This window comes from Pseudomonas lini, from assembly GCF_001042905.1.
Lineage (GTDB): Bacteria > Pseudomonadota > Gammaproteobacteria > Pseudomonadales > Pseudomonadaceae > Aquipseudomonas > Aquipseudomonas lini.
In genome coordinates, this window is the sequence record NZ_JYLB01000002.1 from 376,544 (window position 1) to 388,884 (window position 12,341).

A 12,341-nucleotide genomic window follows, 5' to 3' on the forward strand; every position below is an offset into this window, starting at 1 on the left:
GCGATGGAGTGATACTCCGTCGGCGGCCGTCTGCACTGTTTTTGAAAGGTTTGAACCATGCGCGTTCTGATTGCTGAACACGACCACCCTGTGTATGCCCAACTGTTGCGTCAGGCAGCACCTGATCTGGAAGTACTGACCAGCGGCGACTCCGCCGAACTGGCCCGTCAGGCCGCCGAATGCCAGGTCTGGCTCGGTCAGCCGGACCTGCTGGCGACGCTGTTGCGTCAGGGCCACGAACCACAATGGCTGCAATCGACCTGGGCGGGCATCACGCCGTTGCTGGCCGACGGTTTGCCTCGGCACTATCGCCTGACCCGGGCGGTGGGGATTTTCGGTCAGGTCATGGCCGAATACGTACTGACTTACATGCTCGGCCACGAGCGCGAAGTACTGCCGCGGCTGGTCAGCCAGGTCGAGCGCAAATGGGACAATCGCCAGGGGCAAAGCCTGGCCGGACGCAAGGTGTTGATCGTTGGCACCGGCGACATCGGTCAGGCGGTGGCACAGTTTCTGCTGCCGTTTGGCGTCGAGTTATATGGCATCGCCAGCACCGCCCGGGAGCAGGCGCCGTTTATCGAAGTCGGTGCGCTGAGTGATTTGCCGCGACTGGTTGGCGAAGTGGATTACGTGATCAATCTGCTGCCGAACACCCCGAATACTCACGACCTGTACGACGCCGCACTGTTCAAACAGTTTAAGCCGACCGGGTTGTTCATCAACGTCGGGCGCGGCGTCGCGGTGGTCGATGCGGATCTGGTGGAAGCCTTGAAGGAAGGGCATCTGGCTGGGGCCGTGATCGACGTCTGCCGTCAGGAGCCGTTGCCGCAACGCCATCCGTTCTGGACCGCGTGGGGCCTGTTGCTGACCGGCCACAGTTCGGCACCGACTTCGCCACCGATGATGGTGAAGTTGTTCGTCGAAAACCTGCGGGCGTATCAGGCGGGCGAAGCGTTGCGTGGGGAAGTGGATTTCTCGCGCGGGTATTGAGGCGCAGCTGAAAAGATCGCAGCCTTCGGCAGCTCCAGGGTTTTGTGAACACCTGTAGGAGCTGCCGAAGGCTGCGATCTTTTGCTTTTAGAGGGTGAAATCACCTTCCGCCGCCAACTCGCTCAGCGGGCGACGCGGGCTTGGCTCTTCGCGAGCTTGCAGGTACTCGGCCAGTGTCGCCTTGTCGCCCAGCTTGCCGATCGCCACCGCCGCGTGCAGCGCATAGCCCTCAGGAATATTCAGCTCTTTGCGGGTCAGTTCCTGATCGAAACCAGCCATGCCGTGGGTGTGCCAGCCGCTGATGCTCGCTTGCAGCGCCAGGTGGCCCCAGGCCGAACCGGCGTCGAAAGTGTGGGATTGCGCCGGTGTTTCTTCGGTGGCGCCAGGTATCGCAAAAGTGGTTTTCGAAATCACGATCACCAGCGCCGAAGCGTGCTGCGCCCAGCTGCGGTTGAACTCGTTCAACAGGCCCAGATAACGCTCCCAGTTCGGCGTGTCGCGACGCGCATAGAGAAACCGCCAAGGCTGCGAGTTGTACGCCGATGGTGCCCAGCGTGCGGCTTCGAAGAAGCTCAGCAGTGTTTCTTCGGCAATGGTTTCGCCGGTGAAGGCACGGGGCGACCAGCGATCGGTGAACTGAGGGTGAATGGCGTAGTCGGCAACGCGTGGGTTAGCACTCATCAAGAGATTCCTTGCTACGTTTGAAAGTGAGGGGCGACGCAAAACCCTACTTGGCGGCGTGATAACTGACAAGCTCGTTCTACCGGCAGTCGCCAATGCTTGGCCCGCCGGTGCCTTGGCACTAGACTGGCGGCCTTTTCACCACCTGATGTTGATGCTTGAGCCATGGCCGCCAAAGTCGAACCGTTCTGGATACGCAAAACCCTCGATCAACTCGATCAAGAGGAATGGGAATCGCTGTGCGACGGCTGTGGCCTGTGCTGCCTGCAAAAGCTCGAGGACGAAGACGATAACTCCGTCTACTACACGCGTATCGCCTGCAAACTGCTGGACCTCAAAACCTGTCAGTGCACTGATTACCCCAACCGCCGCGACTTTGTGCCCGATTGCATCCAGCTCACGCCGGGCAAGGCCGATGAGTTCAAATGGCTGCCGCCGACCTGCGGTTATCGATTGGTCAGCGAAGGCAAGGATTTGCCGCTCTGGCATCACCTGGTGTGCGGTGATCGCGAGGCGGTGCATCACGAACGCATTTCCCAGTCCGGGCGCATGCTCGCCGAGGGCAGCGTGGCCGAAGACGATTGGGAAGACCATCTGATTTTTCGCGCGGGTTGACTCCCATTGCTTTGTGGCGAGGGAGCTTGCTCGCGCTTGAGTGCGTAGCACTCAAAAAAAATCGGCAGCGATTACAAGAATTTGGGGCCGCTAGGAGTGTGTATGGCTGTGGGAGTGCGCCAGGCGTTAGCCTTTGGACTTTTGGCCCTGAGTTTGCCTGTGTGGGCGGCGAAGAAAGTCGATCTGGATTATCACGTGCGCCTGTTGCCGCAAAGCGATCAGGCCGAAGTGCGCCTGACCCTGGCCCAAGGTTCGGCGGTGCGCAGTCTGGATTTCGACTTGGGTGATGGCAGTCATTACAGTGATTTCAAGGCCGATGGCCAATGGCAGCTCACACCGGGTAAACAGGCTCGTGGAGTTTGGCGTCCAACCGCCGACAAGGCCAGCCTGACCTACCGCGTGCGCATCAGCCATGGGCGCAAGAGCGGCCGCTTCGACACCCGCATGACGCCGAACTGGGCGCTGATGCGTGGCGATGACTTGGTGCCTGCGGCCAAACTCGATCAGCAGGACGGCATCGAACTGGTTTCACGCCTTGAATTCGAATTACCCACCGGTTGGAAAAGCGTCGAAACCGCCTGGCCGCGGATCGGCAAGAACAAATTCCGGATCGATAACGTCTCGCGCCTGTTCGACCGTCCCACTGGCTGGATGCTCGCTGGCCATCTCGGTAGTCGTCGCACGCGACTGGGAGAAACCGAAGTCACCGTGGCCTCGCCGCAGGGGCAGGGCATGCGCCGCATGGATGTGCTGACGCTGCTGACTTTTGTCTGGCCGCAAGTGCAGGCAGTTTTTCCGCGTCATCCCAGCAAGTTGCTGATTGTCGGCGCCAACGACCCAATGTGGCGTGGCAACTCGGCCGCGCATGAATCGATTTACCTGAACGCGCGTCTGCCGCTGGTCAGCGAAAGCGGCAGCAGTGCCTTGGTGCGTGAATTGGCTCAAGTGTTCGGGCGGATCAACGACAGCCAGCGTAGCGACTGGATCAGCGAAGGGTTTGCCGAGTATTACGCCATCGAACTGGTGCGCCGCGCAGGCGGCATGAGTGATGAGCGGTATGAAAGCCTACACAGCAAGTTGGTCAAGGACAGCCAGAAGGTCAGCACGTTGCGCGGTGAGCAGATCAACCCGGCGCAGGTGGCCAAAGCAGTGGTGTTGCTACAGGAACTGGATCGCGAGATTCGCCTGAAAACCCGCAACAAGCGTTCGCTCGATGATGTGCTGCGTGGGGCGATGCATTTGGAAAGTGTGGATACCAGGGCATTCGTTCAGCTCGCGGAAAGCGTAATTGGCGAGTCTTCCAAGGTGCTTGATACCGGGTTGTTGCAATAAGAAATCAAAGGATCGCAGCCTTCGGCAGCTCCTACAGGTGGTACACCATCCCAATGTAGGAGCTGCCGAAGGCTGCGATCTTTTGATCTAAAAGGGTTAAACCCCAGCCTTCGGCGAGTTCAACGAATCATTACCCGTCACGGTCGCCGTGCTGGTCGCCGCTTCGGCATTGGCTTTCATGCGGCTCAGCTCATCCCCGGCGCGCTCGATTCGCGCGCGTGCGTTTTCCATGTCCTGACGGTTCTTTTCCAACAGTCTTTTCGCCGAGCAATGCCCAGTGATTCCCCGGGCCAGGGCCATGCCACCGATGGCTATTTCAATCAATCCGAACACGCCGCCGCGTCGCAGGCCCTTGCTCAGCATGACCACGCCACCCGCCAGGGAGCCGGCGCGTTCCCAACCATGAACGTTCTGTTCGGAAGGGCTCTGGAACGGGGTGGTTTCGATACGTTCTACAGGGTTGAACTCGCGCATGATCTGTCTCCAGGCAGGGAAGGATTGCTTCAGCAATAGATATTTAGCTGACTGCCTGGGCGAGCGGCTTGTTCCATCGAATATGTAGCAATTCAGCGGAATTTCGGACCCGAGCGGGTGTTGTTGCCCTTGGCCATGCGGTCGTACAGCACAACATTGACGGTGGCCGCCAGGTTCATGCAGCCGGTGGTCGGGATGTAGACCACGTCTTCGCACCAGTCGCGGATTTCTTTATCCAGCGAGCCGTCTTCGGGGCCGAAGATATAGAGGGCGCGATCCGGGTGCGTGTATTCCGGCAGCGAGCGGGCACCGTCGACCAGTTCAACGGCGACCGGGACACAGCCCAGAGGCAGGATTTTTTTCAGGTCGTCGATGCCGATCAGCGGAATGTCGTAGTGGACCCTCTTGGTGTCGGTGACGAAATCGGCGGCGCGTTCATAACGCTTGCCGGTGTAAAACACCGACGCCACGCCATAGCAGCCGGCGGCGCGCATCACCGAACCGACGTTCTCCGGTGATTTGGGGTTATACAAACCAATGCAGCTGTACCGTTTGTCTGCCACGAGCGGGGTGCCTTCGGGGAAAAAACGGCGATTATACGGGGATTGGGGGAGGGGTGTTCAGTTTGAGATTGGTGGTGCCCGGACAAATGCTATCGCGGGCAAGCCCGCTCCCACAGGGGCCGCGGTGTACACAACATCTGTGCTCACCGCCAATCACTGTGGGAGCGGGCTTGCCCGCGATGGGGCCGGTGCAGGCGCTGAAGAGCTTCAGTCTTCTTTCTTCATCAACCCCGCCAACGCCGCAAACGGGTTGTGCGTCGCCTTGGCAATCTTCGGCGTACTCAGCGAGCCTTCGTCGAAATACTGCTGATCGGTATAACGCGAGTGTTCGTTGTCGTGGCAATACAGGCACAACAGCTCCCAGTTCGAGCCATCCTGAGGGTTGTTGTCGTGGTTGTGGTCGCGGTGGTGCACGGTCAGTTCACTCAGGCGCTTACCGGAGAACTCACGGGCGCAACGGCCGCACACGTGCGGATACATTTTCAGGGCTTTGTCGCGGTAACCCATTTCCTTGTCGCGCTGGTTGTCGGCAAGGATGCGGTCCAGTTTCGAAGTATTGGTCGGGGTGGACGAACTCATGGGTTCACCTTTGTAAAAGACTAATGACGGTATGACGTGAGTTTAGCTCAGCCCTTGAGCTTTTCGGCAATCCAGATGGTGTGGCGGGTGCCCTTGTTGCCATGGGCGAAGACTTGCACTTCCTCGGCCTTGAAACCGGCTTTTTTCAGCTTGTCGGAAAACTGCCGGTCGGCGCTGGCCGACCACACCGCCAGCACGCCTTTTGGCCGCAGGGCCTTGGCGCAGGCGCTCAGGCCACCGGCGGAGTAGAGCCAGCTGTTGGCCTTCTGGGTCAGGCCTTCGGGGCCGTTGTCGACGTCGAGCATGATCGCATCGAAACCTTGCGGCTCGGCTTGCAGCACCTTAGCCACGTCTTCCATCCGGATCACGGTGCGCGGGTCGAGCAGCGGATTGCCGGCTTTCTCGCCCAGCGGCCCGCGATTCCACTCCACCACGCCGGGTACCAATTCAGCGACCACCACTTCAGCCGTTTTGCCCAAATGCTTGAGCGCCGAGGCGAGGGTGAAGCCCATGCCCAGGCCACCGATCAATACCCGCGAGTTCGGCCGGCCGGCGACCTTGCGGCAGGGGATTTCGGCCAGGGCATCTTCGGAGCCGTGCATGCGGGTGTTCATCAACTGCCCGCCATCGCCGCCCTGAATCTTGATGACGAAGTCCTCGCCGTATTCGAACAGGCACAGGGCACCGCCGTTTTCAGGAATAGGGGTGGTGTCGAGCAGAACGAAACGTTTCATGGGGCTCTCTTGAGGAGAAATTGACAGATGGAGGAAGGCAAACACGCGCAGTTGGGAGTAGCCTGCAAAAAGACCACAAGGCCAACGGAGCCATTGATGAAGCGCACCATTCTAACGGTCATTGCCTTGGCCGCGCTCTCGATAACTGCAGTGCAGGCCCAAGAGCTGCAAACCATCCCCACCAGCCCCGCGCCGATGCCCGGTTCACCCGGCACCGCCACTCCGACGCCGTATCCGCAGATCACCCCGACCAGCGTGCCCAAGGCCGGCTCCGGCAGTGGCGGGCCACCGCTGTTGCCGCCGATCGAAATGCCCAATCCACCCAAGGGTCAGACCTTGCCGGGCCTTGAACCGAGCACGACGAAAATCAAAACGCCGGGCGGTTAGTGTCTAAATCTGCTGCGAGAGCAATTGCCCGTCGGCCATGCGTAAGCGTTTGGAGAGGGAGACGGCGAGGGCGCGGATGATCTTGGCGGCGATTTTCGGCGCATCGTTGAGCATCTTTTCCAGAGAGTCCTTGCCCAGGTTGAGCAACTGGCAATTGCTCGCGGCCACACAACTGGCTGAGCGCCGTTCACCGTCGAGCACGGCCATTTCGCCGAACGCCCGACCGCTGCGCAAGGTAGCCATGGTTACCCGTTGCCCGTCGCTGTTGGTCTTCTGCACCGCGACCTGGCCGGTGTGGATGATGCACATGAAACTGCCGGCATCGCCCTCATGGAAAATCTCTTCGCCTTCGGCAATAGTGCTGATGCTGAAGTAACCCGAAGCCGCCACGAAGTCTGCCGGCAACAGTTGATCGAACAGGCCGCAGTCCATCAGCCAGTCGCGAATTTCGTTGTTCAGTAAGGTCGGTTCTGACATGTCGTCACGGTCTTTTTCTTGTGTCTGTGTCTGTTCCAGGCACCGTCCCCTTGTAGGAGCGAGGCTTGCCCGCGAAGGCGGTATGACAGGCAACATTGATGTTGGATGTTATGGCCTCTTCGCGGGCAAGCCTCGCTCCTACAGGGGGACGGTGCCTGGCGTACGGGTGTTAAGACCGGTACGCCGGGCCAAGTTCCTCAGGCGATTCCCAAAACCTTGAAAACAAATGCGTATTCGAGGGCTACGTCACGTAATCCTTGATAACGACCGCTCATCCCGCCATGCCCCGCACCCAGTTCAGTCTTGAGCAGCAGCGGATTGGTATCGGTTTTGGTCGCGCGTAATTTCGCCACCCACTTGGCCGCTTCCCAGTACTGCACGCGACTGTCGTTGTAGCCGGCGATCACCAGCGTCGCCGGATAGGCTTGCGCGGTGACGTTTTCGTACGGGGCGTAGGCCTTGATCCGATTATAGACGTCCGGCTCCTGCGGGTTGCCCCACTCGTCGTACTCCGTGATGGTCAGCGGCAGATCCGGGTCGAGCATGGTGTTGAGTACGTCGACGAACGGCACTTCGGCAATCGCCGCGCCGAACAGCTCTGGCCGCTGATTGAGTACCGCGCCAATCAACAGGCCACCGGCGCTGCCACCGCTGATTGCCAGCTGCGATGGGGTGGTAAAGCCCTTGGCGATCAGGTGTTCGGCGCACGCGATGAAGTCGCTGAAGGTGTTGTGCTTGTGTTCCTGCTTGCCAGCGCGATACCAGGCTTCGCCCAGCTCACCGCCACCGCGTACATGGGCGATGGCAAACGCCATGCCGCGATCCAGCAGGCTCAGGCGGGCGTGAGAGAACCACGGGTCGAGGCTTTCGCCGTAGGCGCCGTAGCCGTACAAATAAAGCGGCGTAGGCTTGCCGAGGAACTCGCGTTTGACCACTAGGCTGATCGGCACTTGCGTACCGTCCGGTGCCGTCGCCCAAAGCCGCTGGCTGACGTACGCATCGGCGTCGAACGGGCCGAGCACCGGGGTTTCCTTGAGGACTTTCTGCTCGCCGCTGCTCAGAATCAGTTGGCGGATCTGCGCCGGACGGTTCAAGGCTTCATAGCGCAGACGGATCCGGTCGCTGACAAATTCCAGGCTGTTCTGCACGTGCAGGCTGTAGGCCGCGTCCGGCAATTGCACGCGATACGGCACTAAATCCCGTGGGCGGACTTCGATGATCGGCAGGCCACCTTCACGCAGGCTCAGGGTCATGGCCTCGGCGTTCAGACTCATGCCTTCGAGCATCACTGTGTCGCTGTGGGGAATCAGGTTCTGCCAGTCGGCTTCGATCGGCGCGATGCCGGTATCGGCGGCCTGGTACAGGGCGAAGTTGATGCCGTCGCGGTTGGTGCGGATCAGCCACGTCCACTCGCCATCGAGTTTGCCGTGGTCGACATCGTACTCATGATCTTCGACTCTCGGCGCCAGGCAGGTAAAGGCCTGATGCGGCAGCGAGGCGTCGAGCACCCAGACTTCGCTGGTGGTCTTGCTGCCCAGCGACAACAGCAGTTGCCGTTCGGAGCTTGAGCGGTAGCAATGCAGGAAGAATCGGCCGTCTGGCTCGTGGAACACTTCTTCGGCCGCGGTGCCGTCCAGCCGATAGCGGAACAGTTTGTGCGGGCGATGGGTGTCGTCGAGTTCGCCGAAGAACAGCGTCAGGCTGTCGTTGGCCCAGGTCATGCTGCCGTCGCAGTCCTGGAATTCCAGTTCGCTGACGCGGCCGCTGGATAATTCCTTCACGAACAGCGTGTAAATCTCTTCGCCGCTGGAGTCGATGCTGTAGGCCAGACGCTGGTGGTCCGGGCTGATGCTGAACGCGCCCAGGGAAAAGAAGCCACCTTTGGCCAGCACATTCGGATCAAGCAGCAGCAGTTCCTGGCTTTCGTCGATCTGCAGGCTGCCATCGGCTGGACGCGGGCAGCGGTAGTGACGGGCGTATTCGTCGCCAGCCGTGGTGCGCGTGTAATACAGGTACGGGCCCCAAGGCGAGGGCAGCGACAGGTCGGTTTCGAGAATCCGTCCCTTGATCTCCTCGAACAGGGTTTCGCGCAGCCCGGCCTGATCGGCGGTTTGTTCCTCTTGATAGCGGTTTTCAGCTTTCAGGTAATCGAGCACCGCGTCGGTGTCGCGCTCCTGCAGCCAGGCATACGGGTCGGAACCGTCGGCCTTGTGGGCAATCGGAGCGCTGGTGACGTTGGCGGATAGGGGCATGAATGGCTCTCGAACAATGTACGGAATAGGGGCTTCGCAACCTGTGGGAGCGGGCTTGCTCGCGAAGGCGGTGTGTCAGGCAACATCAATGTCGAGTGATACTCCCTCTTCGCGAGCAAGCCCGCTCCCACATGGAATGCGCTTAACTCACTGGTATTGGGACAAGCCTGACGTGCGAAAAGTCGTTACTATAAGCGCCTCTTTGCCTGCCTTGCCATGGACACCATGACCGAGAACGACTATCTGATCGCTTGGGGCCTCTACGCCTTTGCCGCTTTAGGCTGCCTGTTGGTGTGGATGCGCATCACCCGCTGGATGTGGCGTTGGCTGCGTGAGCCGCTGCGGCTGCTGGTGGCGGTGTTGCTGTTCAGCCCGACCATCATCGACCCGGTGAAAGAAAAGATCGCCCCGTCCATCGCCATTACTGCCCTCGACTTGCTGTTCAAGGTTGGCAACAACGCCTGGCGCGCGGTTTCCGATCTGTTCATGTACGGCATGATTGCCTTCGGCATTTATCTGGTGTTCGTGGCGATCCGTATTCCCATCGAGCGCGCCTCCAGCGCTCGCAAGGAGCAGGCGGCTGCCGCCAAGGCTGCGGCGCGGGCCGACGAGCCTGACGACGATCAGCCTTTCGGCGGTGCCGGCGATGATCGTTACGGTCGGCCACCGGTGCCGAGCAACCCTCAGCGTTCGCGGGTCGAACCGCGTCTGTAACCGTGCCCCTGTACTGAATCGAGAGTCCGAGCATGTGTGAGTTATTGGGCATGAGCGCCAATGTCCCGACCGATATCGTGTTCAGCTTCACCGGGCTGATGCAGCGCGGCGGCCGCACCGGGCCGCACCGTGACGGTTGGGGCATCGCTTTTTATGAAGGCCGTGGCCTGCGGCTGTTCCAGGACCCGGCGGCGAGCAGCGAGTCGGAAGTGGCGAATCTGGTGCAGCGCTACCCAATCAAAAGCGAAGTGGTGATCGGGCACATCCGCCAAGCCAACGTCGGCAAGGTCTGCCTGTCCAACACCCACCCGTTCGTGCGCGAGTTGTGGGGGCGCAACTGGTGTTTCGCCCACAACGGCCAGTTGGCCGATTTCAACCCGACCGCCAGTTTTTATCGCCCCGTTGGCGATACCGACAGTGAAGCGGCGTTTTGCGATTTGCTCAACCGGGTGCGCGCTGCGTTCCCCGAGCCAGTAGAGATCGAAGCACTGTTGCCAGACCTGGTGGCCGCTTGCGCCGAGTACCGTAGCAAAGGCGTATTCAACTGCTTGCTCAGCGACGGCGACTGGCTGTTCTGCTACTGCTCGAGCAAACTGGCGCAGATCACCCGCCGTGCACCGTTCGGCCCGGCGCGTTTGAAGGACGTCGATGTGATCGTCGACTTCCAGGCCGAAACCACACCCAACGACGTGGTCACGGTGATCGCCACCGAACCCTTGACCGAAAACGAAACCTGGACCCGCTACGAACCGGGCCAATGGAGCCTCTGGCGACGCGGTGAATGCGTCAGCCAGGGCAAGACCGAATAAGGATCTCTCCCCCATGTTGCTCAGTTATCTACGGCTGGTGTTGTTCGCGGCGGGCCTGTTGATCGGTGTCCAGGTGCCTGGCTTCATCAGTGATTACGCGAAACGGATCGAAGCGCATCTGATCGAGGCGCAGACCGGTTTGAGCGGTTTCCAGGGCACTGCCAATCAGTTTTTCAAGGGTGACATGCAGGCGCTCGTGGCCCATTACCGTGCCAGCGAAGACCCGATCTTTCGCAGCGATGCCGACAGCCTGAGCACCTTGCTCACCCGTCAATTGGCCCTCGACAAGCAATTCCAGGCCATGCAGGGCCCGTGGTACATCCGCGTCCTGCAAGTGGCCCTGGCCGCCGACCCGGATATTCGCAAGGAAACCTGGAACGGTTACAGCTACCAGATCCTGCTGACCCCGGAGGCGATGATCTGGGGCATGAGCGGCGCGTTACTGCTGTCGTTCGGCATTGAATGTTTGTTCCGACTGATCGACTGGGTGGTGCTGGGCGGCAAGCGTCTGCGCCAGAGCCGGCCGATCGAGGATCGGGATGTGCGGGGTCTTTGAGTCGATGATCGTTCCCACGCTCTGCGTGGGAATGCCTTAACGGACGCTCCGCGTTCGGCTTTGGATGGGACGCGGAGCGTCCCGGGCTGCATTCCCACGCGGAGCGTGGGAACGATCAAACCGAAGGTTTGCTCAAGACGATGTACTGCTCGCCCACTTTATGGGCATAGCGCTCCACGACCTGCTGACACAACGCCACAATTTCTTCGACCCACTCCACGCCAACCCGCCACGACACCACCACCTGCAAATTCGGCGGCCGCTGATCGATGGCCAGCAAGGTCAATTCCCCTCGCGCCAATTCTTCGGCCACCAGTACCGGCGGTAGTGCGCCAATGCCGAAGCCGTCCCTCAGCAATCGGGTAATCGCCGACACTGAATTCACACAGTTCAGCCGTGGCGCCATGACCCCGTTGGCCTGCATCAGGGCAAGTATCTCCTGGTGTGGCTGGGAGTTTTTCGAATAGGTGATGATCCGCTCCCGCGCCAGGTCGGCGACACTTGCATACTCGCGGTTGTAGATGGAATTGCTGGCCACGATCCAGCCCATCGGATGACTGGCCAGCTCCAGGCTACGCACGCTTTCCTGGCGCAGCAGATCGGTTTGCAGGATCAGATCGAGAAAGCCTTTTTGCAGCTGATCGCAGAGGTTGAGCGCGGTATCGGCCACCAGCTCGATTTCCACCAGCGGGTAGTGATCCATCATTTGCGCCACCAACGGGCTGAGCCAGGTGTGGATCACAGTGTCCATGACGCCGATCCGGACCCGCCCAACCTTGCTCGAACGCGTCTCGATCGACTGCTTGAGCGCCTGCATCGTGTCCATCATCTGCTCGGCGTATTCGAGCACTTTCAGGCCTTCGGGCGTCAGGCTCACACCGCGAGAATCGCGCAGGAACAGCTTCACCCCGAGCTCGCCTTCGAGCACGGCGATACGGCTGGAAATCGACGCCTGGGTGGTGAAGAGTTTGTCTGCCGTCAGGCGGAAACTCTTGAGTCGGGCGACCCAGACAAAGGTCTCGAGAAACTTCAGGTTCATGGGATCAGCTCTTGGGGCTTAGCCCGTCGGATAAGGTTTTCTTATGTCTAGGGCGGGTTTTTATTAGTTGGACGCCGCAGGGCCAAGCGTCCAAAAATCGACGCATCCGGTTCCCACGATAGGCGTCGTCGGGGCTCAG

At 60.3% G+C, this 12,341-nt stretch carries 15 protein-coding genes; 7 read left to right on the forward strand and 8 right to left on the reverse strand.

Going from position 1 to position 12,341, the window contains the following annotated elements:
• The first annotated feature begins 57 nt into the window (after positions 1-57).
• Entirely contained in the window at positions 58-990 is a 933-nt protein-coding gene (locus TU81_RS06170) for a D-2-hydroxyacid dehydrogenase (protein ID WP_038979353.1), read from the forward strand.
• Between the two features lie 87 nt (positions 991-1,077).
• Here the strand turns inward: TU81_RS06170 and TU81_RS06175 are convergent, their stop codons facing one another.
• Complete coding sequence (locus TU81_RS06175) at positions 1,078-1,671, reverse strand: nitroreductase family protein (protein ID WP_048394074.1); 594 nt, start codon at positions 1,669-1,671, stop codon at positions 1,078-1,080.
• A gap of 165 nt (positions 1,672-1,836) precedes the next feature.
• Between TU81_RS06175 and TU81_RS06180 the strand changes: the two genes are divergently transcribed.
• Together TU81_RS06180 and TU81_RS06185 are read left to right on the forward strand one after the other, a co-directional pair.
• The gene (locus tag TU81_RS06180; protein WP_038979355.1) at positions 1,837-2,286 is read left to right on the forward strand and encodes a YcgN family cysteine cluster protein; all 450 of its coding nucleotides are present in this window, start codon (positions 1,837-1,839) and stop codon (positions 2,284-2,286) included.
• Between the two features lie 102 nt (positions 2,287-2,388).
• The gene (locus TU81_RS06185; RefSeq protein WP_048394076.1) at positions 2,389-3,618 is read left to right on the forward strand and encodes a hypothetical protein; all 1,230 of its coding nucleotides are present in this window, start codon (positions 2,389-2,391) and stop codon (positions 3,616-3,618) included.
• Positions 3,619-3,714: 96 nt separating this feature from the next.
• Here the strand turns inward: TU81_RS06185 and TU81_RS06190 are convergent, their stop codons facing one another.
• The 4 genes from TU81_RS06190 to TU81_RS06205 form a co-directional block, all read right to left on the reverse strand.
• Positions 3,715-4,092: a YgaP family membrane protein gene (locus tag TU81_RS06190; protein ID WP_038979357.1), complete on the reverse strand. Its 378-nt coding sequence runs from the start codon at positions 4,090-4,092 to the stop codon at positions 3,715-3,717.
• Positions 4,093-4,184: 92 nt separating this feature from the next.
• Positions 4,185-4,655, reverse strand: coding sequence for an RNA methyltransferase (locus TU81_RS06195; RefSeq protein ID WP_032830521.1), 471 nt, complete (start codon positions 4,653-4,655; stop codon positions 4,185-4,187).
• Positions 4,656-4,862: 207 nt separating this feature from the next.
• Positions 4,863-5,234, reverse strand: a complete 372-nt coding sequence (locus tag TU81_RS06200) for a YajD family HNH nuclease (RefSeq protein ID WP_007898702.1) — start codon at positions 5,232-5,234, stop codon at positions 4,863-4,865.
• 47 nt (positions 5,235-5,281) lie between these two features.
• Positions 5,282-5,968 carry a spermidine synthase gene (locus TU81_RS06205; RefSeq protein WP_007898703.1) on the reverse strand — a complete coding sequence of 229 codons (687 nt, stop codon included), beginning with the start codon at positions 5,966-5,968 and terminating at the stop codon, positions 5,282-5,284.
• A gap of 96 nt (positions 5,969-6,064) precedes the next feature.
• Here TU81_RS06205 and TU81_RS06210 point away from each other — a divergent pair, with 96 nt between their 5' ends.
• Positions 6,065-6,355: a hypothetical protein gene (locus tag TU81_RS06210; RefSeq protein ID WP_048394080.1), complete on the forward strand. Its 291-nt coding sequence runs from the start codon at positions 6,065-6,067 to the stop codon at positions 6,353-6,355.
• Between the two features lie 3 nt (positions 6,356-6,358).
• On the opposite strand, the gene TU81_RS06215 is transcribed toward TU81_RS06210, so the two are convergent.
• Both TU81_RS06215 and TU81_RS06220 read right to left on the reverse strand, forming a co-directional pair.
• Positions 6,359-6,832 carry a cyclic nucleotide-binding domain-containing protein gene (locus TU81_RS06215; protein ID WP_038979360.1) on the reverse strand — a complete coding sequence of 158 codons (474 nt, stop codon included), beginning with the start codon at positions 6,830-6,832 and terminating at the stop codon, positions 6,359-6,361.
• A 197-nt stretch (positions 6,833-7,029) separates the two neighbouring features.
• Complete coding sequence (locus TU81_RS06220; RefSeq protein WP_048394082.1) at positions 7,030-9,084, reverse strand: S9 family peptidase; 2,055 nt, start codon at positions 9,082-9,084, stop codon at positions 7,030-7,032.
• 216 nt (positions 9,085-9,300) lie between these two features.
• On the opposite strand from TU81_RS06220, the gene TU81_RS06225 reads away from it, so the two are divergent.
• The 3 genes from TU81_RS06225 to TU81_RS06235 are packed head-to-tail and all read left to right on the forward strand — an operon-like array spanning position 9,301 to position 11,163.
• On the forward strand, positions 9,301-9,798 hold the full coding sequence (locus tag TU81_RS06225; protein ID WP_038979362.1) for a hypothetical protein: 498 nt from the start codon (positions 9,301-9,303) through the stop codon (positions 9,796-9,798).
• 32 nt (positions 9,799-9,830) lie between these two features.
• Positions 9,831-10,607: a class II glutamine amidotransferase gene (locus TU81_RS06230; protein ID WP_007898710.1), complete on the forward strand. Its 777-nt coding sequence runs from the start codon at positions 9,831-9,833 to the stop codon at positions 10,605-10,607.
• A gap of 13 nt (positions 10,608-10,620) precedes the next feature.
• Positions 10,621-11,163, forward strand: coding sequence for a DUF2937 family protein (locus TU81_RS06235; protein WP_038979363.1), 543 nt, complete (start codon positions 10,621-10,623; stop codon positions 11,161-11,163).
• A gap of 115 nt (positions 11,164-11,278) precedes the next feature.
• Here the strand turns inward: TU81_RS06235 and TU81_RS06240 are convergent, their stop codons facing one another.
• The gene (locus tag TU81_RS06240) at positions 11,279-12,202 is read right to left on the reverse strand and encodes a LysR family transcriptional regulator (RefSeq protein ID WP_038979364.1); all 924 of its coding nucleotides are present in this window, start codon (positions 12,200-12,202) and stop codon (positions 11,279-11,281) included.
• Positions 12,203-12,341: the final 139 nt, after the last annotated feature.

Coding starts and splice junctions, on each gene's coding strand:
- TU81_RS06170 (WP_038979353.1), top strand. CDS start 58: ATGCGCGTTCTGATTGCTGAACACGACCACCCTGTGTATGCCCAACTG.
- TU81_RS06175 (WP_048394074.1), bottom strand. CDS start 1,671: ATGAGTGCTAACCCACGCGTTGCCGACTACGCCATTCACCCTCAGTTC.
- TU81_RS06180 (WP_038979355.1), top strand. CDS start 1,837: ATGGCCGCCAAAGTCGAACCGTTCTGGATACGCAAAACCCTCGATCAA.
- TU81_RS06185 (WP_048394076.1), top strand. CDS start 2,389: ATGGCTGTGGGAGTGCGCCAGGCGTTAGCCTTTGGACTTTTGGCCCTG.
- TU81_RS06190 (WP_038979357.1), bottom strand. CDS start 4,092: ATGCGCGAGTTCAACCCTGTAGAACGTATCGAAACCACCCCGTTCCAG.
- TU81_RS06200 (WP_007898702.1), bottom strand. CDS start 5,234: ATGAGTTCGTCCACCCCGACCAATACTTCGAAACTGGACCGCATCCTT.
- TU81_RS06205 (WP_007898703.1), bottom strand. CDS start 5,968: ATGAAACGTTTCGTTCTGCTCGACACCACCCCTATTCCTGAAAACGGC.
- TU81_RS06210 (WP_048394080.1), top strand. CDS start 6,065: ATGAAGCGCACCATTCTAACGGTCATTGCCTTGGCCGCGCTCTCGATA.
- TU81_RS06215 (WP_038979360.1), bottom strand. CDS start 6,832: ATGTCAGAACCGACCTTACTGAACAACGAAATTCGCGACTGGCTGATG.
- TU81_RS06220 (WP_048394082.1), bottom strand. CDS start 9,084: ATGCCCCTATCCGCCAACGTCACCAGCGCTCCGATTGCCCACAAGGCC.
- TU81_RS06225 (WP_038979362.1), top strand. CDS start 9,301: ATGGACACCATGACCGAGAACGACTATCTGATCGCTTGGGGCCTCTAC.
- TU81_RS06230 (WP_007898710.1), top strand. CDS start 9,831: ATGTGTGAGTTATTGGGCATGAGCGCCAATGTCCCGACCGATATCGTG.
- TU81_RS06235 (WP_038979363.1), top strand. CDS start 10,621: ATGTTGCTCAGTTATCTACGGCTGGTGTTGTTCGCGGCGGGCCTGTTG.
- TU81_RS06240 (WP_038979364.1), bottom strand. CDS start 12,202: ATGAACCTGAAGTTTCTCGAGACCTTTGTCTGGGTCGCCCGACTCAAG.